This window comes from Ferranicluibacter rubi, from assembly GCF_011603255.1.
Taxonomy (GTDB): Bacteria; Pseudomonadota; Alphaproteobacteria; order Rhizobiales; family Rhizobiaceae; genus Ferranicluibacter; species Ferranicluibacter rubi.
The window spans coordinates 31,010-56,643 of record NZ_JAANCM010000020.1; the positions used below are offsets into that span (position 1 = coordinate 31,010).

Genomic DNA, 25,634 nt, shown 5'->3' on the forward strand with positions numbered 1-25,634 from the left:
CGCTCCCGCATTCCGGTCATCTAGCGGAATGTTCGCGCTCCCTTTCTCCACCATCCTCCTCTATGCGCTTGCGGCTCTGTTCGAGATCGCAGGCTGTTTCAGCCTCTGGGCGTGGATGCGTCTCGGGCGGTCTGCGCTCTGGCTCATTCCCGGCATTGCCAGTCTGGTCGCCTTTGCCTGGCTTCTGACGTTCAGCCCGCAGCCGGCGGCGGGGCGCAGTTTTGCGGCCTATGGCGGTATCTATATCGCGGCGTCGGTCCTGTGGATGTGGCTGGCGGAAGGCGTTCGCCCGGATCGCTTCGATCTCGCGGGCGTGCTGCTAGCGCTTGCCGGTACGCTCGTCATCATCGCGCCTGCGCGCGGATAGCTGCATATGGGCCAATCAATTGCGCCAGAGCATTTCCAGCCGAAGCGAAATCGCTTCGGCGTCGGACAATGCGGCAAAAACAGGAGAATAGAGCATTTCCGGTGAACCCGTGTTCACCGGAAATGCTCTAGTTCGTCTTCAACTTGTCGTTTGCTTGTCAATTGCGGCGTCCTATAATGCCGCATGAGCGCACGAATCTCTTCCATCCAAGCCCTTCCCACCGCAATGCCGGAGGCCTTCGAGCCGCAGACATTCGATGATCCGGTCAAGGCCGTCGATGCGCTGACGGCGCTCTACGAGCGCAACACGAATTTCCTCGTGGATGGCTTCACGGCGCTCGGTAAGGGTGTTGCCGCGAGCCGGTTTCGCGCCTGCTATCCGCAGGTCAGCATGGAAACCTCCAGCTTCGGCCATGTCGATTCGCGCCTGTCATACGGCCATGTCACGGCGCCGGGCGTCTACACGACCACGGTCACGCGCCCGAAACTCTTTCGCCACTATCTGAAGGAACAGCTCGGCCTGTTGATCCGCAACCACGGCACCGGCATCACCGTGTCGGAATCCTCGACGCCCATTCCGCTGCATTTCGCCTTCGGCGAAGGCGCGCATGTCGAGGCATCGCTGGCCGAAAACATCGATGTGCCCCTGCGCGACCTGTTCGACACGCCCGACCTTTCGACCACCGACGACGAGATCGCCAACGGCGCCTACGAGCCCGGCCCCGGCGAGCCGTTTCCGCTGGCCCCGTTCACGGCGCAGCGCATCGATTACTCGCTCGCGCGCCTCAGCCACTACACCGCGACCAGTGCGGCGCATTTCCAGAATTTCGTGCTCTTCACCAATTACCAGTTCTATATCGACGAGTTCTGCGTCTGGGCGCGCAAGCAGATGGCGGAAGGCGGCAATGGCTATACGGCTTTCGTCGAGCCGGGAAACATCGTGACGCAAGCCGGCTCCGATGAGCCGGATAGCGACCTGACGCTCGCCCGCCTGCCGCAGATGCCGGCCTATCACCTGAAGAAGAAGGGCCATGGCGGCATCACCGTCGTCAATATTGGCGTCGGTCCCTCCAATGCGAAGACGATCACCGACCACATCGCCGTGCTGCGTCCGCATGCCTGGCTGATGCTCGGCCACTGCGCCGGCCTGCGCAACAGCCAGGCGCTGGGCGATTATGTCCTGGCGCATGCATATGTCCGCGAGGACCACGTGCTGGATGACGATCTGCCGGTCTGGGTGCCGATCCCGGCACTCGCCGAAGTGCAAATGGCGCTGCAGGAGGCCGTTGCGGAAACCACGGGGTATGAGGGCTACGACCTGAAGCGCATCATGCGCACCGGCACGGTCGCCACCATCGACAACCGCAACTGGGAGCTTCGCGACCAGCGCGGCCCGGTCAAGCGGCTCTCGCAATCCCGCGCCATCGCGCTCGACATGGAATCCGCCACCATCGCCGCCAACGGCTTCCGCTTCCGCGTGCCCTATGGAACGCTGCTCTGCGTCTCCGACAAGCCACTGCACGGCGAGCTCAAACTGCCGGGCATGGCCACAGCGTTCTACAAGAATCAGGTTAGCCAGCACCTGCAGATCGGTATTCGCGCGCTGGAGAAGCTGGCGGCCATGCCGCCGGAAAAGTTGCATTCCCGCAAGCTGCGCAGCTTCTTCGAAACGGCCTTCCAGTAGCGCGGTAAGGCTGTGCCGGTCGGCGTTGGGTGTACCCCTCGCTAGGCCGTCATGCCGGGTGCCGGCGCCACGGCGGCGGCCTGAGGCGCCACCGGACTGCCGACCAGCAGCTTCAGCTCGCCGGCGTGGATCTTGATCTCCACATCGCCGCGAAGCCGCAGCAGTTCGCCGTCGATGACGCAATTGATCTTGTGCTTGCGGGCATCCGGAAAATAGAGCTCGACCTGCTTGACGCTCATCTCGGTGATCAGCGTGCTCTCGCGAAACTTGCCGCGCAGGATGTCGAACACGAGGCGTCCAACGCCCGGCGGGGTGAGGGGCGGGGCGGTATAGAAGCCAAGGTGACCGCCGGTCAGGTCGTCCGCATACATCAGCGAATTGGCGCCGAAATGATTGTTGGAGACGGACAGGGCCGAGACCTTCCGACGCTCCGTCACGCCATCCGCGCGAAACTCGATCTTGAACTGCGGCGGGTTGAAGACCACGCCGATCGCTGCGCGGGTGCTGGCGGAAATCTTGCCGAGGCGTGAGGCGAAGCTGTAGGATTCTCTGTAGCGCACCATGCGCGCATGCAGGCCCATGGAGAACTGGTGCACGAAGGCGCGGCCATTGGCACTGCCGATGTCGCCGTCGATCACCTCGCCATTGGCCAGCACGTCGAGAACCTTCCAGATATCGAGCGGCAGCTTCAGCGAGCGCGCAAACAGGTTCATGGTTCCCGCGGGCACGACGCCGAGCGGCAGCCCGCTTTTCCACGCAACGCCGGCCGCAGCCGAAATCGTCCCGTCGCCGCCCCCGGCGATCATCGCATCCAGATCGTCCCGGTTCGCCGCCCTTTTCAGTTCGGCTTCCATATCGCTGCCCGACACCACGGCGATCTCGATCTCGTGGCCGGCCGACCGGAACGCCTCGTCCATCGCCTTGGTGTAAAGGCCCATGTCGGTGGTGCGAAAGGTGCCGCCGTCGCTATTCAGTATGGCTTTGAGCTTCATGCGGATCCCGGCTTTGTCTGAGCACAAGGCTGGGCGAAACCGGGAAAACCCCGGCCTGTCCCTCTTGCCGGATCGTATATGCGGCGTCCGTCACCGGGTTCAAGATGATGGCAGGCGGACGAGCCCTGCTTATTTCGCATCCGCGCATAAAGGCCGAATGCTCAGGCCGAGGCCTGCAGCACCACGACCTGGCCGCCAGCCTTCACACGCCCGTAAAGATCGACCACATCGTGATTGAGCATGCGCACGCACCCGCTCGACATCGCGTGGCCGATCGACCGCGGCTGGTTCGTGCCGTGAATGCGGAACATCGTGTCGTTGCCGTTGCGATAGAGATAGATCGCGCGGGCCCCGAGCGGATTGTTGGGGCCGCCCGGCAAGCCGCCGGCATATTTCAGGTTCCGGCCCGGATCGCGCCGGATCATGTTGGGCGTCGGCGTCCAGCTCGGCCATTCCGCCTTGCGGCCGATATAGGCATTGCCAGCCAGCGCATAGCCTTCGCGGCCGACGCCAATGCCGTAGCGCATGGCACGGCCGTTATCGAGAACGTAGTAGAGTCGCCGCGCCGGCGTATCGACCACGATGGTGCCCGGTGCGGTGGCCGAGACATAAGCGACCTCCTGCCGGCGCAGTTCCGGCTCGATCTGGTCCAGCGGCACGGCGGGCAGGGGGAATCGCTCGTCTGGTAGGGCCGCATAGTTCAGCCGGGCGAGGGACCCGGTATCGGCACAGCCGGCGAGAAGAGCGGAAAAGCCGAGCAGCAGGCCGCGGCGGGAGATGGACATGGACTGGCCTCGATTGTGGTGATTCTGTGGAGACCAAAATGCGGAGTTTATGGTTAACAGCCGGTAAACACGCGCCACCGGGCGTTGTCATCGCGGCATGCCTTGGCGAAACGTGACGGCGTGTCATTCTTTGTGACATCCCGGTCACAGGCGGGAGCGGATCGTTTCAGCCTCTCGCGCGTTATGAACGGCCAAACGCATTTCCGCCCTAACTCGGGTCGATGTCCGTATCTCGTTCTGACAGGAGAAAATCATGAACAAATCCCTCGCCAGCATCGTCTGCGCTGCAGCCATCGCTTCCGGCACCCTGCCGGTCGTGGCCGCCGACCTCGCCCCTGCACAATCCTATTCCGATTCCGGCGCCCGCAACGGCGTGAAGATCGGTTACCTCGATTGCACCATCGCCGGTGGTGCCGGTTACATTCTCGGCTCGTCCAAGGAGGTCAATTGCGCCTTCAAGTCGACCATCGACGGCGAGCCTGTCGACGACTACTCCGGTGCCATGCGCAAGCTGGGCGTCGATCTCGGCTTCACCACGGAAGGTCGCCTGATCTGGGCCGTTCTCGCGCCGACAGCCGGTTACCACCATGGTTCGCTGGCCGGCCTTTACCAGGGCGCATCGGCTGAAGCTACGGTCGGCCTTGGCGTCGGTGCCAACGTCCTCGCTGGCGGTACGTCGGGCTCGATCCATCTGCAGCTCCTGAGCCTTCAGGGTCAGGTCGGCCTGAACATCGCAGCCGCAGGCACATCGATGACGCTGACCTCGGTCAACTGATTACCGACAACGTCGAATAGAAAAGAGCGCGTGGCCTCAGGCCGCGCGCTCTTTTCGTTTCCGGTGACCAATGATGTGTCGCCTCAGGCCTTGGAAAGCCGGTCGAGGACACGCGGCAGAGCGCCCGCAAAAGCGTCCATTTCCGCCTCGGGTCCGGCACTCACCCGGATGCAGCGGTTGAGGGGTGCCGCACCCGGCATACGGATGAACACACCGGCCTCATCCATCAGCCCATCCACAATGGCACGCGCGAAGGCTGCATCCCGACCGCAGTCGATGGTCACGAAATTCGTGGCCGACGGCAGAGCCTTCAGGCCCGCTCGGCTGGCAATGTCCGCGATCGTTGCGCGGGAGGCGGCAATGCGCGCGATGACGGTCTGCAGATAGGCCTGATCGTTCAACGCTGCTTCAGCCGCTGCCGTGCCGATCCGGTTCATCCCGAAATGGTTGCGGATCTTGTCGAAGGCGGCCGCCGTTCCCGGCGTGGAGATTGCATAGCCGACCCGCGCCCCGGCAAGGCCGTACGCCTTCGAGAAGGTCCGCGTCCGGATAATGTTCGGCCGATCAATGAGGGCGGCGAGGTCCGGCAGCGTGCCCGCCGGCGCCGTTTCGCCATAGGCCTCGTCCAGCACCAGCAACGTCGTTTCCGGCAAAGCCAGTGCAAACTGCACGATGCTCCCGGCATCCCACCAGCTGCCCATGGGATTATCGGGATTGGCGAGGTAGACGAGCGGCGCATCCTCGCGCCGGACGGCTTCCAGCAGGCCTTCGAGATTTTCCCGGTCGTTGCCATCGTAGGGCATGGTCACCAGCCGGCCCCCGTGGCCTGCAACGTGGAAATTGAACGTGGGATAACCGCCGAGCGACGTCACCACTGGCATGCCGGGCTCGATGACCAGCCGCACGATCTGGCCGAGCAGCCCATCGATCCCTTCGCCGATCGCCAGATTGTCCGGCCGCACACCGAGATGATCGGCAAGCGCCTGCTTCAGATCGAAATTTTCGGGATCGTTATATTTCCAGACACTGGTGAGGGCCGCCGTCATGGCCTCGATCACGCTCGGCGCCGGCCCGAAGCCGCTTTCATTCGCCCCGATCCGCGCCGTCAATCGCGCATGCCGCTGGCGCTCGATGGCTTCCGGCCCGACGAAGGGCACGGTCGCGGGAAGGGAACGAGCAAGGGGCGTAAAACGGGCAAAGGCTGACATGATGGGTCCGATGATCATGAAGATCAGCCACCCTAGCAGAAACCACAGCGCCGGAAACGGTCCGCCGCCGTGATCAACCGCTAATCACGCATCTCCTTATCCGCAATCGGACCAGGATCAAGCGGCAGCATCACCCAGCCAACGCACAGCCATAAGACCACACGCAGCGCCGAGCGCGGTGAGGAAGGTGCCCCAGATCATGTCCACCACGCTCAGCATCGCGGGCCAGTTTCTCAAGGTCGAGAGGTTGGTGATATCGTAAGTGCCATAGGCTGCGAGACCCAGCACGGCGCCATAGCCGATGGTGGTCATCATCGATCCCGCGCGCAGGCCCGGGAGAACGGCGAGAATGACGATGGCGGCGGCGAAGAACAGGTAGAAAACGGCAGCGACGGTCAGATTCGGCTGCGGCGACATCAAGTCGCCGAGCTGGTCGCGATAGAATGTTCGCGCCACCAGACCCAGCCACACGGCATCGACGACGAGGAAGGAGAGAAGGGTACCGGCATAGGCAATCAGATAGGTCTTCATCGTCGCGCTCCTGTTTCGCACGTCTACGAAGGCCGGGCAGCACCGGATTACCGAATGCTGCGTCATTGATGGGGCACCAAGGTGGGAATGTGGCCGGTGAGTCGTGTTTTAGCGGTTGGCGATGCTGTTCTGCGCGAAATCCATGCGGATGAGCTGCCGAATGACGTCTTGCGACAGCTGCATGTTGAAGCGAACGCCGAGTTCCGAGCCTGCCCGGTGAACGACGGTGCTGCCGATCTCTTCGGGAAAGCCGACGATCTCCACGAAGAAATGCTGGGGCAAGGATACGGCGGGATTGAAGTCGATCATCGCGCCGCCAATCGAGATATGGCGCAGCAGGCCGTTATATTTCGTCTTTGGCTTCAGATGCTGGCCGACGACGAGGATGCGGCACGGCCGTTCGACGAAAAAGTGCTTGTAGGTTGCACTCGTCTGCCCCGGACGGGCCTCCGCCCTGTGCATGATCATGGACATGGGATTGCTCCGGAAAAGGGGTCGCTCGGTCGCTGGTTCCGCCAAGCCTTAGGCCATGAAGCTTGTTTCGAGCTTGCTTTTTGGTTGCGGGAACGCGCGCTTTCGAAGCGGTCATTTGCCCCAGCGATTCCGTCAGGGCCGCTTCGTTCCGTCTTCAATGAGATACTGATATGTAAGTTGGAGGTTCCATTATTCGGGTTTCTCCGTTAGAAAAATTCGCAGGAGGAGATGTTTTCAACAGGGGCACGGTGCTTTCCGGCGCTGTCCTTCAGGTAGGACCGATGAAAAAATTTCTCTTTAAGAACGAAGTGACCTCGGGCGACAAGCTTTCGACGGGCGACCTGCAGAATTTGCTGAACGGCTTTCTCCTTTTTAACGAGGCCGACTATATCCGCGCCAATCCCGACGTCCGCCAGGCCGTCCAGAGAGGCGACTTCCCTTCAGGATTTTCGCATTTCCAGGAACGAGGCAACATGGAACGCCGCTTTCCCGGCTTCAACGGCTTCAAGTGGGACGATTACGTCAAGGCCAATGCCGACCTCGCGCATTTTCGCGAAGATCCCTCTCCGGAGGCACGCGCCAAGGCGCACTTCAAGGAAAGCGGATACGCCGAAGGTCGCCGGCTCGAGCCCTGACAGGCATTTTGCGCCGCTCCGAGGAGAGGCGTAACCGGCACAGGCCGCAATGACGAGAGCTGCGCGCCCGCGCGTCTCTCACTCGTCCTCAAACCATCTCATCTTTACCGCCGATCAGCGATATCATTGTAGGAAAGACCAAATAGCCCTTGATCCCCACGAGGATTGATCCTATCAGGGGCCTCGACGGAGAGGTGGCCGAGTGGTCGAAGGCGCTCCCCTGCTAAGGGAGTATACCCGGAAGGGTATCGTGGGTTCGAATCCCATCTTCTCCGCCACTATTTTCATTCATTTCATTGTGTTTTTTGAAGAGTCGGCTCCAGTATCGAATCCCGAAAAGCCTCAAGCCGGTTCTCGGTCAATCTTTTAAGTGGCAAGCCGATCAACGCGTATCGGTTCTTCGGCGTCCAGAGCTTGGCGCACGTGCTCGCTGCCGCACAGCCCGACCGTCATAGCCGATCTGCTGGTCGGCCTGCATTCCCGTCCTAGAACCAGCCGACCGATTCGGCCGTTCGCGGGCTCTTCTGAGGCCCACGTTGTTACGATTTGCGCCCTCGACCGGAACCGGCTGCTTGCCGGGATGGCTTGGCCGTATCGGAAAAACCCGGGTGCTTACCTTTGATCCATGCGACGAATTTCTGCATGGCAGGATCTCCGAGGATGGCGTCGATCGTTGAGAATGTCTTTGCGAGTTGGGAATCCGCGAAGGTCGCGTGTATCTGATCGTGGCAGATCCGGTGCAAGACGACGGTTTTCTTGCCGCCTTTGCTCTTCGGGACGAGATGATGCGCGACCGTTTGATCATCCGGGATGATTCGCTCACAGATCGGACACAGCACGGGCGGCAAGGCCTCAATGTCCCATGCAGATAAGTCATCTCTCTTCTTACGGGCCATTGGTCTTGGATCGCTTTCCGGGCGTTGGCTGTGTCGGAAAAATGTCAGCAGGAACGAACGCATTCGCTCCTGCTACGGAGCCTGAAGGACATTAAAAGCAGCGGTAATCCGTCGACAGTCTGTGGATATGGTCCGCTCCGATTCCGCAGCAGCCACCGATGATGCTGGCACCGGATGCCGCCCACCGCTTTGCCCATTCGCCGTAAGCGGCGGGCCCGAGATCCTCGCGAACCTCGGTCAGCGTGGCGTTAGCCTCCGCGTCGTCCTGCTGGGAGGGGAACGCGTTGGCGTAGACGCCGACCTGGATATCGACGCCCAGGCCTTCGAACGTCGAGCGGGCCGCTGCGATGGCGGCCTCCATGACCTCTGGCATGCTGCAATTGAACAGCATCGCCTCCGCACCGACGGACGCTGCCAGTTCGGCTGCGGCCTTGACCGTCTCGTTGGAGCGGAGAAGCGGCTCGGGCATCTGCGAGACCGGAAGATCGTCACGGAGCGTGAACGACAGCCAGAGCGGCTTGCCTGTCTCCTTCGTCGCCTGATGCGCGGCGCGGGCTTCGGCAAGGCTGCTCTGCGTTTCGGCGAGCCACAGATCGACCGACGGCGCCATGCCCTCCACGAGCACGTCGAGGTAGCGGCCGGCAAGGGCGGGGTTGAAAAGGTCCGGCTGGTAGGAGCCGAAAACGGGCGGAAGGGAACCGGCAACGAGGATCTTGCGATCGCGGCTGGCGTCCGCCGCGTCGCGCGCGAGGCGGCCGGCACGGGCGGCCAGCATGGCACCATCCGCTTCGAAACGCGCGTCGCCGATATGGAAGGGGACCACGGCATAGCTGTTGGTGGTGATGACGTCGGCACCGGCCGCAATGTAGTTGTCGTGCACCGTCCGCACAGTGTCCGGCGCTTCCATCAGCGCGAGCGCGGACCATTCCGGCTGCCGGAAGGGCGCGCCGATGCGCTCGAGTTCGCGGCCCGTACCACCGTCCAGAATCAGCCCGTGCTTCGTCATGCGATCATTCCTTTGCTTCACGTCCCGCGTCACGGTTTGGGCATTTCGGATCGGTTGCGTCCCGCGATGGCATCATCGAGCCAGCCGGGGCGCATTTCGGGGACCGATGCGATCAGCCTTTCCGTATAGGGATCGAATGGCGGTGCGAGCACGTCGGCTTTCCCACCGCTGCGTACCACCTTGCCGCCGAGCATCACAACGACGCTGTCGGCGATAGACCGCACGATCGCAAGATCATGCGTTATGAACAGATAGGATGTTCCGGCCTCCCTTTGCAAGCGCATCAGCAGGTCGAGAATGCCGTCTGCCACCAGCGGATCGAGCGCCGATGTCGGCTCGTCGCAGATGATGAGCTTCGGGTCGGCCGCCAGCGCGCGGGCGATACAGACGCGCTGCTTCTGACCGCCGGAAAGCTCGGCGGGATACCGGTCGCGGAGGGTGGACGGCAGCTCGATCTGGTCGAGCAGCGTTGCGACGCGCTGTCTTAAAGCCGGCCCCTTCAGCCCGAAATAGAAGGCAAGGGGCCGCGACAGGATCGCCTCGACCGTCTGGCGCGGATTGAGCGCGAGGTCAGGGATCTGGTTGACGATCTGGATGTTGCGGTGGGTCTCGGCATTCCGTGCGGCAAGCGCCGGCGCCAGTACCGCGCCGTCGAACTGCAACTGTCCCGACCATGCGGGAAGAAGCCCCGTGATCACGCGCGCGAGCGTCGATTTCCCCGATCCGGACTCGCCGACCACGGCCAGCGTTTCGCCACGCATGAGGTCGAGGCTGACATCGTCGAGGATGGAGACGCCCTTGGCATAGCCGGCCTTTATGCCGGAGACCCGCAGGAGGACATCGCCGCCGCGAGCCTGAGACGGCTTTTCTGCCCGGCGCAGCGAAACAAGGCGCTTGGTGTAGTCTTCATGAGGTGCCTGAAAGATCCGCTCGACAGGACCGCGCTCGACCATCCGGCCGTTACGCAGCACGAGGATCTCGTCGGCGACCTGGGCGACGACGGCCAGATCGTGCGAGATGTAGAGGGCGGCGGTGCCGGTTTTCGAGATCGCATGCTTGATGGCCGCGAGGACGTCGATCTGCGTTGTCACGTCCAGCGCCGTCGTCGGCTCGTCGAAGACGATCAGTTCCGGGTTCGGGCAAAGCGCCATGGCGGTCATGGCCCGCTGCAGCTGCCCGCCGGAGGCCTGATGCGGATAGCGGTCGCCGAAATGTGCCGGGTCCGGCAATCCGAGCAGCGCAAAGAGCGCTTTGGCGCGTTCCGTTGCCTCCGCGCGCGGCATCAATCGGTGCCAGAGCGTCGCTTCGATCACCTGGTCGATCAGCCGGTGCGCCGGGTTGAAGGCCGCTGCTGCGGATTGTGCGACATAGGTGACGGAGGCACCCCGCAGAAGCCGGGCATCCCGTCGTGCTGGCTTCAGAATGTCGCGGCCGTTCAGTTCGGCGAGGCCGCCGGTGATCCGCAGGCCCTGCCGCGCATGGCCGAGGGAGGCGAGCCCGATGGTGGACTTGCCGGCGCCGGACTCGCCGATCAGGCCGAGCACGCGACCCTTTTCGAGCGTGAACGACACCTTGTCGACGATGACAGTCGCACCGGCCTTGATTTCGAGGTCGGTGACGTTCAGCAGGAGCTCAGCCATTGCGGCGGGACCCCTTCAGGCTGGTCGTCTTCTGGAGCATCCAGTCGACGACGAGGTTGATGCAGATCACCAGAATTGCGATGGCGGCGCCCGGAATGAGCGCGGCGAAGACGCCGAACAGCAGCCCGTCCTTGTTTTCCTTCACGAGGCTGCCCCAGTCGGCAATAGGCGGCTGCACGCCGAGACCGAGGAACGACAGCGTCGACAGAAACAGGATCGCGAAGGCGAAGCGAAGGCCGAGTTCGGCGAGCAGCGGCGAAAGCGCATTCGGCAGGATTTCGCGCAGGATCACCCAGCGCCAGCTCTCGCCGCGCAACCGTGCGACCTCGACGTAATCCAGAACGACGAGATCCGCTGCGATGGCGCGGCTGACGCGGAAGACGCGCGTGGCTTCGAGCGTCGCCATGACGAGAACCAGCACCACCATGGTCTTCGGCAGCACCGCAAGCACGACGAGGGCGAAGATCAGCGTCGGTATGGCCATCATCAGATCGTTGAGGCGCGAAAGCACCTGATCGATCCACCCGCCGCGAACGGCGGCGTAGAAGCCGAGAAGAACCCCAAGAAGAAATGCGATGGCGGTCGAGAGAGCGGCGATGACGAAGGTGACCCGCGCGCCCCAGACGAGGCGGGAGAAGAGATCGCGACCGATATTGTCCGTGCCGAGCAGCGCATTTGCCGACGGCGGGTCCCAGACGCCGCCTACCACGGCGGACACGGGATGCGGCGCGAGCCACGGCGCGAAGGCTGCGAGCAGAACGAAGGCGGCAGTGCCGAGAAGGCCGATGACCGCCATGGGCGTCAGGGGAGGCAGCCGGCTCATCGCGGATGCCTCAGGCGCGGATTGGCGATGACGGAGATCATATCCGCGACGATGTTGAGAAGAATGTAGATCGCCGCGAAGACGAGGCCGGCGGCCTGCACCACGGGCACGTCGCGCTTTGCCACGTGATCGACGAGGTACTGTCCCATGCCGGGATAGACGAAGATCACCTCGACCACGACGACGCCGACGACGAGGTAGGCGAGATTGAGCGCGACGACGTTGACGATGGGCGACACGGCATTGGGCAGCGCGTGCTTCCACACGATGCGCGACCATGGCAGCCCTTTGAGAAGCGCCGTTTCGATATAGGGTGAGGCCATGACGTTGAGGAGCGCCACGCGCGTCATCCGCATCATGTGGCCGACCACGGCCAGAACCAGTGTGAGGCACGGGAGGAGCGTCACGACGAGCCGCTGCCCGAGGGACATGCTATCCGAAACGGTGGCGCTGCTCGGCAGCCAGAAATGCGTCACCGAGAAGTAGGCGATCAACAGGTAGCCCGCGAAGAATTCCGGAAGCGAAACGGCGCTGAGCGTCACGAGGCCTATGGTGCGATCGATCCAGCTTCCCGCGTGAAGGGCGGACAGAATGCCAAGACCGATGGACAGAGGCACGGCGATCACGGCGGCCATCGCCGCCAGCAACAGCGTATTCTTGAGGCGTGGGGCGATGCTTTTGGCGATGTCCTGCCGGTTGCTGTAACTGCGGCCGAAATCGCCGGTGACGGCGCCGCCCAGCCACTTGACGTAGCGAACGGCCGCCGGCTGCTCAAGACCCAGTTCCTGCCGAATACTCGCAACCGCCTCCGGCGTCGCCTGCTGGCCGAGCATGGCGGTTGCGACATCGCCCGGCAGGATCTGCGTGCCGGCAAAGATGACGAGCGACACCGCCCAGAGCAGCACCAGACCGAGCGCAAGCCGCCTGCCGAGCATCGCCCACAGGCTGAGACCCCTGGCCTTCGGTGCTGCGAGCACGGACATGACCTTGATGTCTGCTTCGATTCCATCAGCCAAGGAGAAGACGCCTGTGTTGCAAGAGTTGAAGCACTGGCGCTAACGCGATCCCGCGCGCGATGCAACGAGAGATGCACGTTTCGACCGTAAAGCCACCCGGACTTGCTCCGGGTGGGGGTTGTCATACGGTTTCCGGTCTGATCAACCGGAAACCGTATCAGATGCGCTTTCCGCTCAGGCGTTGAGCCAGACGCGCTCCGTGATGCGATAGCCGCTGAGATCGCCGCCGCCGGGAACCGGCACGTAACCGCCGATCTTGTCGGAAGCTGCGGCGATGTTGTCAACGAAGAGGGGGATCAGTTCGCCGCCTTCGTCGACCAGTTTCACCTGCAGGTCGTGGTAGATCTGCTTGCGCTTCGTCTCGTCCAGTTCGACGCGGGCGGCCGCCAGCAGCTTGTCGAAGGCTTCGTCCTTCCAGGCCGTCTCGTTCCACGGCGCGTCGGACTGCAAGATCAGCGACAGCATGGCATCGGCTGTCGGCCGAACGGACCAGTTGGAGGCGACGAAGGGCTTCTTGAGCCAGACCTCGTCCCAATAGCCGTCGGAGGGCACGCGCTCGACATCGATGGTGATGCCGGACTTCGCGGCAGACGCCTGAAACAGCTGGGCTGCATCGACCGACCCCGGAAAGCCGTTGTCGGACACGCTGAGCTGAATGCCACCGGGCGAACCGGCCTTCTTGAAGTGGAAGGCGGCCTTGTCGGCATCGTAGGGACGCTGGGGAATGTCCTTGGCGAAATAGGGATTCCAGGACGCGATCGGGTTGTCGTTGCCGATGGCACCGGTGCCGACCAGAAGGCTCTTTTGCAGCTCTTCGCGATCGATCGCATATTTCAGCGCGAGCCGCAGATCGACATTGTCGTAAGGCGCCGCGTCCACCCGCATGGGGAAGCAGAACATCGTGTTTTCCTGCGAGCGCAGGATCTGCACGCCGGGGCGCGCGCTCAGGCGGCTCAAGGCACGCGGCTCGACGCGGTTGATGATGTGCACCTGCCCGCTGAGCAGTGCGGCCATGCGCGCCGTCGCGTCGCTCATGGCGATCGTCTCGACGGAATCGACAAAGGCGCGGTCCGATGCCCAATAGTTCGGGTTGCGCTTGGTCAGCGCGCGAACGCCGGGCTGGAAGTCTTCGAGAACGAAAGCGCCGGTGCCGACGCCCTTGTCGAAATCGCCGCCATCCGGGCCGATGCCCATGTGATAATCCACCAGCGCTGCCGGGAAATCCGCATTGCCGGCGCTCAGCGTCACCGTCACCTCATGCGCGTCGGTCGCCTTGATGTCGGTCACGGCCAGAAGCTGGCCCTTGCCGCCGGAATTGCTCTTTTCGCCACGATGATGGTTCAGCGAGTAGACGACGTCCTGTGCCACGAGTTCCTTGCCATTGTGGAACTGGATGCCCTTCTTCAGCTTGAACACCCAGGTGCTGGCATCCGGCGTCGCCGCTTCCCAGCTTTCGGCCAGAGCGCCGATCAGCTTTCCATCCGGCCCAAGCTCCAGCACCGTGTTGAAGAGCTGGAAGCCGACCGTGTACATATAGGCTTCGGTATAAAAGGCCGGGTCGAGCCTGTCGGAGCTCGAAGCCGTATCGAGACCGAGAACGAGATGCCCGCCCTTGACCGGTGCCGCCTGTTGCGCGCGCGCTGCACCGGGAAGGAGCAAGCCGCCGGCCGAGAGCGTTGCGGACAACAGCCCCGCATTTTGCAGGAGCCGGCGACGCGTGGGCTGCAGGAAGCTCGAAGGTGTGTGGTCCGGCATCGGTAATCCGTTCTGGCAAAATGCGTTTCATGGCCGAAAGCGGGAGCCCACGGCGTTCAGAGCTACTTAGCTGTATCGAATGCCACAATCCCGCAATATCGTTCTAAACTTGCTCTCTGAAAGAGAAGAAAATGCAGATCGGCCCCTGTCCGACACCGTGAACTCCTGCCTCACGACAGCAGCCGGGCAGCTGCAAGCGAGAGCGCGACGACCCCGTTGACGATGCAGCCTTCGTCGGGCTGGTAATCCGAATTGTGAAGCTGATCGTTTCGCCCGTCCTGTCCGGCACCCACGCCCAGCTGGAACGCGGGCACCCGCGCTCCGACCAGTGCGAAATCTTCCGCGCCGAGGTTTGAAGCACGGGGATGGACGACATCGCCGAAATGATCGCGAATGGCCGACATCGTCAGCTTCAAGAGACGGTCGTCGGAGACGAGAGACGGAACGCCGCGCACGAAATTGATTGCGCAACGCACCCGCATCGACGCTTCCAGACCCGCACAGACACGCCGGATCGCAGCCTCGATGACATCGCGGGATGCCGGATCCTGGCAACGCACGGTTCCCATGATGGCCACGCTGTCGGGAATGATGTTGTGGGTATCGCCGCCGTGGATGGAGCCGATGGTGAGCACGGCCGGCTGCATGGGATCGACTTCGCGCGAGATGATCGTCTGGAGCTGCGTGATCAGTTGCGCGGTGGCAACGACGGGGTCGATGGCCAGATGTGGCCGCGCGGCGTGGCCAGAGGCTGCGTGAAGGGTGATTTCGAACTCGTCGGACGAACCGTTCGCGATGCCTTCGACGAAGCTGAAGGTCCCGACCGGCTCATCGGGATGATTGTGAAAGCCGAGCGCGAAATCGACATCGTCGAGAACGCCATCGGCGATCATCGCCGCCGCGCCGCTCTCCTGTGTTTCCTCGGCAGGCTGGAACATCAGCTTGATATTGCCGCGAAGCTGCGGCGCGATTTCCTTGAGGACGGCGCCGATCCCGATCAGGGTCGCGGTGTGAAGATCATGTCCGCAGGCATGCATCCGCCCATCGACAGCGCTGGCAAAGGGCAGCCCGGTTTGCTCCCGGATCGGCAGGGCGTCCATGTCGGCGCGAATCAGGAGGGTCGGGCCGGGCGCTCCCCCCTTGATGGAACCGACTACGCCGGTTCGCCCGACGCCCGTCACATGCTCGATCCCAAGCCCCGACAGTTCCCGCGCCACAACGGCTGCCGTTCTCTCGACATTGAAGCCGACTTCGGGATGCATGTGCAGATCGCGACGGATGGCGACAAGCTGTGCCTCTCGATCGCGGGAAACGGTGTCGATGAAGCTGTTGAGATCATTCCGAAGCATGTCGATATCAAGGTCTCTTGTTTGAGGCGGATGGGTTCACGTTATGCGGCCAGTGCCGATACGTCCAGCATGGCGCATTGCTCTTCGGCCTCTCGATTTTCCCGCATTCGCCAACCGTCGACGTCTGGTTCTGACAGCGGCGAGCCGAATGCCACCCCTTGATCGTTTGCCCGGCTGGCGCCACATATGGGGCGAAAGGATGATCGTGATGAAACAGCCCCGTCTTCTCCCGGATGCCATCGAGGCCGGTGCGATAGAGCTTGTCGATCGCGTCGCGACGCGGCATCGCAAAAGCCGGAAATATGGCAGCGTCACCATCATCGTTCCCGACGTTGTTTATGATGGAATGCCGGCAGGCGAATACGAGGTCGTGATCCGTCGCAAAGTCTCTGCACTGGGCGACAGGCTGAAGACGCTGGACAACCCCTGGATGCGGTTCTTCGATCAACAATCGCGATCGGAGCGTTCTTTTGCTTGGTTCATACGGACGCTGCGAGGCTGAGCGAATGGCTCGGGGAGCCTGCAAAATCCCGATTTTTGCAAGCTTTACTGGCGACGAACGGCAGGCGAGGTGCTAACGTCGGCTAATGGTTCTCTTCTCGGTTCACCACAAGACGTCCTATCGATACAAGCGGCCGGTTGCCTTCGGCGAGCACCGGCTGATGTTTCGACCGCGCGACAGTTTCGATCAGACGCTTCTGGAAGCGTCCCTGCATGTGTCTCCGGAGCCGAGCTATGTTCGCTGGATCCATGATGTGTTCGGCAACTGCGTGGCCTTGGTCGGCTTTGAAAAGCCAGCGCGGGAACTGACGTTCGAGACGCTGATCCGGCTCGAACACACGCCGCATGTGCCGATCGATTTCGTGATCGACGAGGCAGCGCGAACCTATCCGTTCTCCTACGATCCGGAAGAGGCCTTCGACCTCGAACGGACGATGAAGCGGCATTGTCCCGATCCCGAGGACCAGGTCGGCAAATGGGCGCGCCAGTTCGTGCGGGTCGGTCGGCCGACGGAGACCGGACATTTGTTGATGACCCTCTGCTATGCGATTCGCGAGGGTTTCGTTTACGCTCGGCGGCAGGAGCACGGCACCCAGCAGCCTCTGGAAACACTGCGCCTGCGCAAGGGGACCTGTCGCGATTTTGCCCTGCTGATGATGGAAGCCGCCCGCTCGCTCGGCCTCGCGGCACGGTTCGTCACCGGCTATATCTACGTGCCGAGCCGGGATGGACAGCGCACGCTGGGCGGCGGATCGACCCATGCGTGGTGTCAGGTCTACCTGCCGGGGGCAGGGTGGGTGGAATTCGACCCGACCAACGGCATCGTCGGCAACCGCGATCTGATCCGCGTCGGCGTGGCCCGCACGCCCCGGCAGGCGGTGCCGCTCTCGGGAAGTTATGACGGCAAGAAAGGCGACTTCGACAGCATGACCGTACAGGTCAATGTGGTCAGCGAGGCGCCGACGACGGCCGGCGACACATCCGCCAGCGAGCCCCACGCGCAAGCCGGCATTCCGCAAAACGCAGAGATCGAGACGCCGGAACGCGCGCGCTCGAAACAATCGGCATCCTAAACCATTTCCTGTCCAGCATGACCCTCCCGTCACCTCCCAACGAAGGATAGAGCATTTGAAGATCAAAGCCGGTTTCCACATCAGCTATGAATGCCAACAGGACACCGCCATGTTGCTGGTGCTCAACATTCATCCTTCCAGGCGCGTGGATCTGCTGACGGAACAGGTTTTGCAGTTCGACCGGCCGATCGAGGCCTGGGAATATGTGGATGGCTTCGGAAACAGCTGCAGCCGGATCGTCGCGCCGGCCGGCATCACGACGCTCTCGACCACGTTCGAGATCTACGACAGCGGCCAGCCCGATATCATCCCGTATGATGCCGTGCAGCATTCGATCAAGGATCTGCCCGACGACGTGCTCGTCTTCCTGCTCGGCAGCCGCTATTGCGACACCGATCGCCTCGCGACCTTTGCCTGGCAGACCTTTTCCCATGTCCCTCCGGGCTGGCCCCGCGTGGCGGCGATCATGGAATTCACCCACAACCGCATCCGGTTCGATTATCAGCGGGCAGATGCGACGCGCTCGGCATTTGGCGGGTTCACCGATCAGACCGGCGTTTGCCGAGACTTCGCGCATCTCGCCATTACCCTCTGCCGCGCCATGAATATCCCGGCTCGCTACTGCACGGGTTATCTCGGCGACATCGGTGTGCCGGTGGACGTCAATCCCATGGATTTCAGCGCCTGGTTCGAGGTCTATCTTGGCGGGCACTGGCACACGGCCGACGCCCGCCACAACAAGCCTCGCATCGGCCGCATCCTTATGGCAACCGGACGCGATGCGACGGACGTTGCGCTCTCCACAGCCTTCGGACCCGCCGCGCTCGTGCGCTTTGACGTGGTAACGGATGAAATTCCGCATGATTCGGCCTCATAGGGCTTGCGAAAACCTTCTGCCGTCTATGGTGGCGTAGGCAGGCCGAGGGACGTGCGTTCCTCGGCCGAGGGGCAAGTGGACAGTCGTGGAGAAGCCTCTTCTCTACGCACTACGCTCGCTTGCTGTCGGAAAAGTCGGCACTGATTTAGCATGCCTGTTCCGACTGCGTCTGTTGCGGAATCCGGTTTGTCCTTGCGGACATGGAGGCTTTCTGACTGGCACGCTCCAAGACGGGTACGCAAAGATCGAGGTCGTGAGAGGCGAGGTGGGCGTAACGCATCGTCATCTGTAGCGTCTGGTGGCCGAGCCACATCTGGACGCGGCGGATATCGATGCCGCCGCGCACGAGCCGTGAGGCACAGGTGTGGCGCAGCACATGCGGCACGAGATCCGGATCGTCGAGAAAACCGGCATCCTGCTTCGCCGCCTTCCACACCGTGCGGAACTGCTGCTGGTCGATGCTCGAGAACGGCCCGAGACCGCGCGCCGTGGCATGGCCAATGGCTTTGCGCGCCCGCGTCGTCAGGGGTACGGAGCGGCTGCGCCCGGATTTGGTGATCCAGAAGGTGGCCATGGAGCCCTGCAGGTCGTTCCAGCGGAGACCGAGCGCCTCGCCAAGACGGGCCCCGCTATCGACCAGGAAGATGCAGAGGCGCTGATAAAGCTCGTTGCGCGCACCGATCGCCGCGAAAAGCCTCACCTCTTCATCATGCTCCAGAAAGCGCACGCGCCCCGCGCGTTCCTTCTGACGGGTGAAATCCGGTAGGACATTGATGTCGCCGATCTTGTGCGCCTTGCGCAGAAGCTTGCTCAGCGCCGACATTTTGCGGTTGATCGTGGCATTGCTGTTGCCACGCTTGCGCAGCGCGTTCACCAGACGGTCGAGCATGTCCTGGGAGAAGCCGCTGAATTCCTTTTCGGGCATCATGTCGTAGAGATCGTAGATGAAGGCGACGACATTGGCCTTGTGCTTGCCGCCCTCCCAGAGCGTGTCGCCATAACGATCGAGAAGCGTGACGAGCGTATGCGTGGCCGGCGGTTCGAAGTCGCCCCCCGCGCGCAGCGTGTAGGAGAGCCCGGAAAACGAGCCGGCGCCATACGACTCCGCTACGAAGGGTTTGCCGTTCATATCCATGAATGCCGTCTCCAATGATGCACCCTGAGAGGGCGCCTATGCAGGTACTCTCTGCTCGGCCGTGGAAGGGCTCTGCAGCATGATGGACGCAGTCCGGCAGTGACGGCATCGGGGTGCGATGCAGACCTTGCGAACGAGGGAAGCGGGATCGCTTCGGATGTTTCGGGAGCCCGATCGGCGCAGAAGGCACACGATCAAGCATAGTGAATATGCCTTATACAGTGCATACTTATTTTCAAAATTCCAAAACCACAAGGCCCGCAGTTCGTGAGAACTGCAGGCTTTATTTTTTTGGATGTCAGACCTTCACATCAGAAGGTCTGACGACGTTGCGGGTGCGTGACTTAGAAGTCGCGCTGCAGACGGAGGAAGCCGGTCCACTTTTCGGAATCCGGGCCAGCATCGTTGTTCTCGTCGTAGTAGTTGACGGTTGCCAAGGTCTTCAGGCCGGTCGTGATCTGGTACTGAGCGGTTACGCCGACCTTCCAGGCATCGATGTTGCTGTTGAACTTGACGTCGCCGAAATACTGCGCGCCGGGCGTGATCGTCAGCTTGTCCGATGCCTTGAGGGCGTAGGAAGCTGCAACAGCCCATTCGGACTTGGACCAGTAGTAGTTCGGGTCCGTGGCGTAGACGCCAGCGACAGCAAGCGAGCCGGGGCCGATATCAGCGGTAACGATGGCGCGGAAAGCGGATTCTTCAACGTTGAAGTCGTAGGAACCGATGAGGTTTGCCGAGACGCCGCCCAGTGTGTAGCCGAGCTTGCCGGAGACGCCGACGTCGTCGTTGGACTTCAGGTTGGTCGTTGCGAGTTCTTCGACGGCAACGCCGAGAACGACCGGGCCACCTTCGTAGGTGTAACGAACCGAGTTCTGAAGGGTTTCTTCAGAGCCGATTTCGTCGGTTTCGCCGGCAATACCGTCATCCCACCAGTCGTAGAAGTAACCGACGTCAAAGCCAGCGATGTTGATCCAAGCGCCGTCGAGCAGCGTGTCCTTGGTGTCGTTGGCTTCCAGGTTGATGTAGCCGGTCAGCGCGCCGAATTCGGTGTCGCTCTTGGCTTCGATGGTCAGGTAGCCCTTTGTCTGAGCGTCCCAGTCGCCCGTCTTGCCGCGCGGGCCAACAGGATCAATACCGAAGGCGTCTTCGTCGTACTTGAACTGCGTACGAACGTAGCCGCCGATCTTGAGGCAGGTTTCCGTGCCCGGGATGTAGAAGTAGCCGGTGCCGAAGGCGTCGCAGACGCGAACGTATTCCAGTGCTTCCGGTTCAGCAGCGACGATAGCGTCGGCAGCGTGTGCGCCGGATACTGCTGCGAGAGCGGCAGCGGAGCCGAGAAGAAGGCTCTTAATGTTCATTTCTGACCTCCAGTCAAAAATGAGTCAAAACTTACCAAACGTCTGGCCAGCAGGGCTTTGAGGCAGTCGGCGCCTCGTGCGGTCCTGCGGCACCATCAGCGCGGGTCGACAGTCCGGACGCCTTGCTCTCGCAATATCGGGTGTCCGAACCTCCCGACATCGATTCTCTGGAGGGAATCATGCGCGGCAACCGATTCTCAGGTCCGGTCGAATGGCACGGTGCCAGGGCACCCAGGCGGCGGATGGTGACGGCGGGGAGGCCTTGCGACCGGCGTAGCCCCCGTTTTGACACCTTAAACATCAGTTTCGCGCAAGCCTCCGCACCGCTAAGCACTTCGCAACAAACGATTTTCTTAAGCTCTCATTAAGACTTCGGAGCCCGGATGGCCATTTTGTGTCGTTTCAGCAACAGGACATGCGGAAGGGCGGGCGAAAGGAGGCGGGATAGCAAGTTGGTGATTGCGCCATCGGCCGGGTCAGGTATTTTCAAATCCAGAAGCAAGGGCGGTTGATCGCCAACTTCTGAAGTGTTGGGGATGGGGCAGGGAACGCTGTCCTTCAGCAAAATACCCAGACCCGTTTTAAACTTTTGACTGGAGGTCAGAAATGAACATTAAGAGCCTTCTTCTCGGCTCCGCTGCCGCTCTCGCAGCAGTATCCGGCGCACACGCTGCCGACGCCATCGTCGCTGCTGAACCGGAAGCAATGGAATACGTTCGCGTTTGCGACGCTTTCGGCACCGGCTACTTCTACATCCCGGGCACGGAAACCTGCCTCAAGATCGGCGGCTACGTTCGTACGGAAGTTCGCTTCAACGAAAATACCTACGGCGCAAACGGCCGTGGCGACTATGATGGCTACTCGCGTGGCTACCTGACGTTCGCTGCCAAGAACGACACGGAATACGGCACGCTGTCGTCCTACATCAACCTTCAGGCTGATACCGAAAGCGACGTATTCCTTGACGGCGCATGGATCAACATCGCTGGTTTCGACGTCGGTTACTTCTACAGCTACTGGGACGATGGTCTCTCTGGCGAAACCGACTCGCTCGACTCTTCGTTCGGCGCTCTGCAGAACTCGGCTCGCTACACCTATGACGCCGGCTCTTTCGTCGCCAGCGTATCGGTTGAAGAAATCGAGAACACCTACTTCACCGACCGCGACAGCAACAACGACGTTGGCGTAACCGGTAAGCTCGGTGCAACGATCGGCGGCTTCAACGTCTACGGTCTCGCTTCCTACGACGTCGACGTCGAAGAAGCTGCTTTCCGCCTGCTTGCTACGGCTGAAATCGGCCCGGGCACGTTCGGCATCGCTGGCCAGTACGCCACGAACCCGAACTACTACTACGACCGCGCTGAATGGACCGTTGCAGCTGAATACGCTGTAAAGGCAACCGACAAGCTGACGATCACCCCGGCCGCTCAGTACTTCGGCAACGTCCGTACGGGCAGCCAGTTCAACAACGACCTCGACGCTTGGAAGGTTGGCCTGACGGCTGGCTACCAGGTTACGGAAGGCCTGCGCACGCTGGCAACCGTCAACTACACGAAGTTCGACGGCGACGCAGCTGACGCGCTCGTATCCGACGACCAGTGGACTGGCTTCGTTCGCCTTCAGCGCGACTTCTAATATCACTTGACCTCACGGTCATTGATGGAAAACCCGGCAGCAATGCCGGGTTTTTTCGTTTTCGGACGAGACGATGCACGACGGAAGCTGATGTCGGCGCAGAATATGCCGCGTTGCTTAAGCCAGTGTCGCGAGAAAGTCCGCGATCGGCTCGATGACGCCGGGGAGGTGGAGGAGGGGAGCGTGACCCTGGCCGGGCACCGTCAACGCATGCAGTCCGGGGTGGTGCTGGGCCATGTCCGAAACCGTCTTCTGCGAGAGAAGAGACGATGTCTCGCCGCGGATCACCATGAGGGGCTGGTCCCGGAGGCGATCGAAGAGGGGCCAAAGGTCGGCCAGAGGCGTTTCCGCCGAGAGTTCGAGGAGCGGTGCGACGAGGGCAGGGTCGAAGTCCGGTATGATGATGCCCTCGGCCTCGCGATAGAGGCTTTGTGCCATATCGTCCCAATCCGAGGCTTGAAGGGCGGGAAAGGCCGGCCCGTGCAGCATCTTCAACGCCATGGCCGCAGCACGCCAAGATGCGTAGCGGCCTTCGTCATTCAGATAGCGGGCGATGGCCAGCAGCCCGCCGATCTCGATCACGGGACCGATATCATTAAGGATGTTGGCGCGTGAAAGTCCGGGCGCCATGCCGGGGAGAAGGTGGAGGATCAAGCCGCCGCGCGATGTTCCCACGAAGATGGCAGCATCGATGTCGAGCGCGCCGCAGATCTCCAGAACATCGCCCGCCTCGACAGAGAGCTGGTAGCGGCTCGGATCCGGGTCCCAGTCGGATCGTCCACGACCTCGATAATCGACCGCGATCACCCGCCGCGGCTTTTCCCGATCGCTCGAGATGGCCTTTGCAAAACCATGAAAGTCGCGGGAGTTGCGGCTGAGGCCGGGGAGGCAGACAACGGGCAGCGGATTGTTGCCATCCGCTTGACGGTGAGCGGCAGGATACTCCGCCGCAAACAGCGTCAGGCCGTCGCGAACCCGGATGAAATGCTCGACGATATCGTTCCTGTCCATATCCCCTCCCTTCGCGGAGGTTCGTGTCGCTCCGCCGTCTCGGTTCTCTCTTCTTTATAAAGGGGACGAAGGCGAAAGGAAGAAAGGAGGAACCGGCCTGATCAGGACGACTGCCGTCCCATCCGCAGATCCTCGACGATATCGGCGCTTTGTCCGAGTCGCGATTTATAGACCTGGTAGTTCTCCATGACCCGCTGCACGTAGTTACGCGTCTCGGCGAAAGGAATGCGCTCGATCCAGTCCACCACCTCGTCGATCGATTTTCCGCGCGGATCGCCATAGCGGCCGATCCATTCCGGCACGCGGCGAGGGCCCGCATTGTAGGCGATGAAGGTCAGGATGTAGGAGCCGCCGAAATCATTGATCTGCTCGCCGAGATAATGAGCACCGAGCGTCGCATTATACCCGGCATCCGTCGTCAGGCGTTCCTTGGAATAGGGGATGCCATGGCGGCTCGCGACGAGCTTTGCCGTTGTCGGCAGGATTTGCAGCAGGCCGCGCGCATTCGCCGGCGATACCGCAGCCGGGTTGAAGGCACTTTCCTGCCGCGCGATGGCATAGGCGAGCGCCTTGCCGGAACCCGAAATGTTCGCCGTGCCCGGGATGACGCCCAAGGGAAAGGCGAGGGCCGCTACATCGATTCCGCGGCCGAAGGCCAGCTTGCCGACCTGAAGCGCGAGGCTATGCGTCCGTGTCTTTTCCGAGCGGGCAGAGAGAATCGCGAGCTCACCCGGACTGGTCAGGTTGTCGGCCAGCGCCAGATACAGCCCGTCCGCCCGCCAGCCATGTCCGGCCGCTTCAAGCCGGCCGATCGCGCGAACGGCTTCCCGGCTCTCGAACCGCGTGCGGTCCTCGGCCGTGGGGCTGGGATAGGTGACGTTCAGCGTCTTGCGGCCGAGCTTTGCGCTGGCCAGCTGCCCATAGAACGTGCCCGAAAGCGCGGCTGCCTTGGCATAATAGGTCTTGGCCTGTCCGGGGCCACCCTTCTCGGCAGCGCGGCCGAGCCAGTAATAGGCGCGCGACACCGAGATCGGCCGGTTGGATGCCTTGAGAATGCGCTCGAAATGCGCGGCAGCCGTTTGCCCGTCCTGAAGACCGCGCAGCGCATACCAGCCGGCATGGAATTCCGCATCCACCACATCGGCGGCATCCGTGGCCACATGCGCAGCGGCAACCCGGTAGGCACCGCGGAAATCTCCAGCATCGGCGAGCCCGCGGCTGATGATCCGTTGCTCGACCCACCATTCTCCCGTGTCAATCAGGCGTTCGGGGTCTTTCGGGAGTTGCGACAGGAGCTTTGCGGCGGCGTCGTACTTCTCCTGCTTGCGCAACTGCTCGATCCGCACGAACAGAAAGGCCGGATCGCTGCGCCAGGACGGATCGACGGCGGCGATCAGCGCATCTGCATTCGCGGCCTTTTTCGACATGGCGATCCATGCGCGATAGAGCGACTGCGCCTTGCCGAGATCGCTGAAGCGCGTCGCCTGCTCGAAACGGCCGCGATAGAGCAGCATTTCCATGCGGCGCTTATGGTCTGCCGTCGTCAGCAGGCTTGGAAATTCCGCAAGCACGTTCGTTTCCGTCGCGGCGTCCAGCGCTTTCGTCGCCCAGAGCGTGCGAAGCCTTGTTGCCGCCTGACGCGTGTCGCCTTTCGCAACCAGCGCCCGCGCGAGGATCAGCGTGCCCTCCGACGTCTCGGGCGTGGTGCTGCCGAAGGCCGCGAGCACATCCTTCGGCGCCGGGTTCTCCCGGTAGAGCGCGCGTTCCGAGCTGGCGCGCAGCCCACTGAGGCCGGGCCAGCCTTTGAGTTCCTGCTGGGCGCGCGCGATTTCGTAGGACGGAATACCCTTTTGCGTCGATTGTGCGATGGCCCAGGTGAGGATGTGCCGGTCGAGCGTATCGTCGCCCATGGCGTTGCGCACGGCGATGGCGCGCACGGGATCGCGATTCGTCAGGGCGTCCAAACCGTCTTTGAGAGCAGCAACGGAGGCCGGGATGGTGCTGCGCGGAATGGCACCGGTCATGCCACCATCCGTCATGCCGCTGAAGGCGGCCGGCGCCTTGGGAACGGGTACGAAAGCTTCCGCTGCGGATGCGACGGCTGTCGGG

Annotated in this window: 23 protein-coding genes, 1 tRNA gene and 1 pseudogene; 9 read left to right on the forward strand and 16 right to left on the reverse strand. The window is 62.3% G+C overall.

Translation table 11 applies throughout. The features are described 5' to 3' along the window. Positions 1-28 precede the first annotated feature (28 nt). Entirely contained in the window at positions 29-367 is a 339-nt protein-coding gene (locus G8E10_RS24240; protein WP_110799742.1) for a YnfA family protein, read from the forward strand. Between the two features lie 183 nt (positions 368-550). Then, entirely contained in the window at positions 551-2,050 is a 1,500-nt protein-coding gene (locus tag G8E10_RS24245; protein ID WP_110799741.1) for an AMP nucleosidase, read from the forward strand. A 41-nt stretch (positions 2,051-2,091) separates the two neighbouring features. Here G8E10_RS24245 and G8E10_RS24250 read toward each other — a convergent pair whose 3' ends face one another. Continuing rightward, the gene (locus G8E10_RS24250; protein ID WP_167130987.1) at positions 2,092-3,042 is read right to left on the reverse strand and encodes a diacylglycerol/lipid kinase family protein; all 951 of its coding nucleotides are present in this window, start codon (positions 3,040-3,042) and stop codon (positions 2,092-2,094) included. Positions 3,043-3,203: 161 nt separating this feature from the next. After that, positions 3,204-3,827, reverse strand: coding sequence for a L,D-transpeptidase (locus G8E10_RS24255; RefSeq protein WP_110799739.1), 624 nt, complete (start codon positions 3,825-3,827; stop codon positions 3,204-3,206). Between the two features lie 253 nt (positions 3,828-4,080). Here G8E10_RS24255 and G8E10_RS24260 point away from each other — a divergent pair, with 253 nt between their 5' ends. Further along, positions 4,081-4,602 carry a DUF992 domain-containing protein gene (locus G8E10_RS24260; RefSeq protein WP_110732701.1) on the forward strand — a complete coding sequence of 174 codons (522 nt, stop codon included), beginning with the start codon at positions 4,081-4,083 and terminating at the stop codon, positions 4,600-4,602. Positions 4,603-4,685: 83 nt separating this feature from the next. On the opposite strand, the gene G8E10_RS24265 is transcribed toward G8E10_RS24260, so the two are convergent. The 3 genes from G8E10_RS24265 to G8E10_RS24275 form a co-directional block, all read right to left on the reverse strand. Further along, positions 4,686-5,810 carry a pyridoxal phosphate-dependent aminotransferase gene (locus G8E10_RS24265; RefSeq protein ID WP_132663593.1) on the reverse strand — a complete coding sequence of 375 codons (1,125 nt, stop codon included), beginning with the start codon at positions 5,808-5,810 and terminating at the stop codon, positions 4,686-4,688. A 117-nt stretch (positions 5,811-5,927) separates the two neighbouring features. Then, positions 5,928-6,341: a DUF2177 family protein gene (locus G8E10_RS24270; RefSeq protein ID WP_092932816.1), complete on the reverse strand. Its 414-nt coding sequence runs from the start codon at positions 6,339-6,341 to the stop codon at positions 5,928-5,930. Positions 6,342-6,449: 108 nt separating this feature from the next. Next, complete coding sequence (locus G8E10_RS24275; RefSeq protein WP_110799737.1) at positions 6,450-6,815, reverse strand: PilZ domain-containing protein; 366 nt, start codon at positions 6,813-6,815, stop codon at positions 6,450-6,452. Between the two features lie 281 nt (positions 6,816-7,096). Here G8E10_RS24275 and G8E10_RS24280 point away from each other — a divergent pair, with 281 nt between their 5' ends. Beyond that, entirely contained in the window at positions 7,097-7,450 is a 354-nt protein-coding gene (locus G8E10_RS24280) for a hypothetical protein (protein ID WP_110799736.1), read from the forward strand. A 188-nt stretch (positions 7,451-7,638) separates the two neighbouring features. Beyond that, positions 7,639-7,728: transfer RNA gene (locus tag G8E10_RS24285), tRNA-Ser, on the forward strand. Between the two features lie 261 nt (positions 7,729-7,989). Here the strand turns inward: G8E10_RS24285 and G8E10_RS24290 are convergent. From G8E10_RS24290 to G8E10_RS24320, 7 genes are all read right to left on the reverse strand, one after another. Beyond that, on the reverse strand, positions 7,990-8,409 hold the full coding sequence (locus tag G8E10_RS24290) for an HNH endonuclease (RefSeq protein WP_281517792.1): 420 nt from the start codon (positions 8,407-8,409) through the stop codon (positions 7,990-7,992). A gap of 28 nt (positions 8,410-8,437) precedes the next feature. Further along, positions 8,438-9,352 (reverse strand): homocysteine S-methyltransferase family protein, encoded by a 915-nt coding sequence (locus G8E10_RS24295; protein WP_167130988.1) that lies wholly within the window; start codon positions 9,350-9,352, stop codon positions 8,438-8,440. A 29-nt stretch (positions 9,353-9,381) separates the two neighbouring features. After that, on the reverse strand, positions 9,382-10,992 hold the full coding sequence (locus G8E10_RS24300) for an ABC transporter ATP-binding protein (RefSeq protein ID WP_167130989.1): 1,611 nt from the start codon (positions 10,990-10,992) through the stop codon (positions 9,382-9,384). Further along, on the reverse strand, positions 10,985-11,815 hold the full coding sequence (locus G8E10_RS24305) for an ABC transporter permease (protein WP_167130990.1): 831 nt from the start codon (positions 11,813-11,815) through the stop codon (positions 10,985-10,987). Before G8E10_RS24305 ends, G8E10_RS24300 begins: the two co-directional genes overlap by 8 nt. Continuing rightward, positions 11,812-12,798: an ABC transporter permease gene (locus G8E10_RS24310; RefSeq protein ID WP_167131000.1), complete on the reverse strand. Its 987-nt coding sequence runs from the start codon at positions 12,796-12,798 to the stop codon at positions 11,812-11,814. Before G8E10_RS24310 ends, G8E10_RS24305 begins: the two co-directional genes overlap by 4 nt. Before the next feature lie 207 nt (positions 12,799-13,005). Continuing rightward, positions 13,006-14,586: an ABC transporter substrate-binding protein gene (locus tag G8E10_RS24315; RefSeq protein ID WP_167130991.1), complete on the reverse strand. Its 1,581-nt coding sequence runs from the start codon at positions 14,584-14,586 to the stop codon at positions 13,006-13,008. A gap of 170 nt (positions 14,587-14,756) precedes the next feature. After that, positions 14,757-15,935, reverse strand: coding sequence for a M20 metallopeptidase family protein (locus tag G8E10_RS24320; protein ID WP_281517793.1), 1,179 nt, complete (start codon positions 15,933-15,935; stop codon positions 14,757-14,759). A 208-nt stretch (positions 15,936-16,143) separates the two neighbouring features. Between G8E10_RS24320 and G8E10_RS24325 the strand changes: the two genes are divergently transcribed. The 3 genes and pseudogenes from G8E10_RS24325 (at position 16,144) to G8E10_RS24335 (ending at position 18,386) form a co-directional block, all read left to right on the forward strand. Then, a complete protein-coding gene (locus tag G8E10_RS24325; RefSeq protein ID WP_167130992.1) occupies positions 16,144-16,437 on the forward strand; it encodes a hypothetical protein in 294 nt (97 codons plus the stop codon). An 85-nt stretch (positions 16,438-16,522) separates the two neighbouring features. Beyond that, positions 16,523-17,389, forward strand: a pseudogene (locus G8E10_RS24330) (transglutaminase family protein); the annotation flags it as partial. 175 nt (positions 17,390-17,564) lie between these two features. Further along, entirely contained in the window at positions 17,565-18,386 is an 822-nt protein-coding gene (locus G8E10_RS24335; protein ID WP_110799726.1) for a transglutaminase-like domain-containing protein, read from the forward strand. A gap of 145 nt (positions 18,387-18,531) precedes the next feature. Here the strand turns inward: G8E10_RS24335 and G8E10_RS24340 are convergent, their stop codons facing one another. Together G8E10_RS24340 and G8E10_RS24345 are read right to left on the reverse strand one after the other, a co-directional pair. Further along, positions 18,532-19,515, reverse strand: coding sequence for a tyrosine-type recombinase/integrase (locus tag G8E10_RS24340; RefSeq protein ID WP_425530879.1), 984 nt, complete (start codon positions 19,513-19,515; stop codon positions 18,532-18,534). Between the two features lie 350 nt (positions 19,516-19,865). Continuing rightward, positions 19,866-20,879 carry a porin gene (locus G8E10_RS24345; protein ID WP_132714439.1) on the reverse strand — a complete coding sequence of 338 codons (1,014 nt, stop codon included), beginning with the start codon at positions 20,877-20,879 and terminating at the stop codon, positions 19,866-19,868. A gap of 606 nt (positions 20,880-21,485) precedes the next feature. Between G8E10_RS24345 and G8E10_RS24350 the strand changes: the two genes are divergently transcribed. After that, a complete protein-coding gene (locus G8E10_RS24350; RefSeq protein ID WP_110799723.1) occupies positions 21,486-22,514 on the forward strand; it encodes a porin in 1,029 nt (342 codons plus the stop codon). 117 nt (positions 22,515-22,631) lie between these two features. On the opposite strand, the gene G8E10_RS24355 is transcribed toward G8E10_RS24350, so the two are convergent. Together G8E10_RS24355 and G8E10_RS24360 are read right to left on the reverse strand one after the other, a co-directional pair. After that, the gene (locus G8E10_RS24355; protein ID WP_167130995.1) at positions 22,632-23,525 is read right to left on the reverse strand and encodes an alpha/beta fold hydrolase; all 894 of its coding nucleotides are present in this window, start codon (positions 23,523-23,525) and stop codon (positions 22,632-22,634) included. 101 nt (positions 23,526-23,626) lie between these two features. Continuing rightward, the coding region (locus G8E10_RS24360) for a lytic transglycosylase domain-containing protein (RefSeq protein ID WP_167130996.1) at positions 23,627-25,634 on the reverse strand (2,008 nt) is incomplete at its 5' end.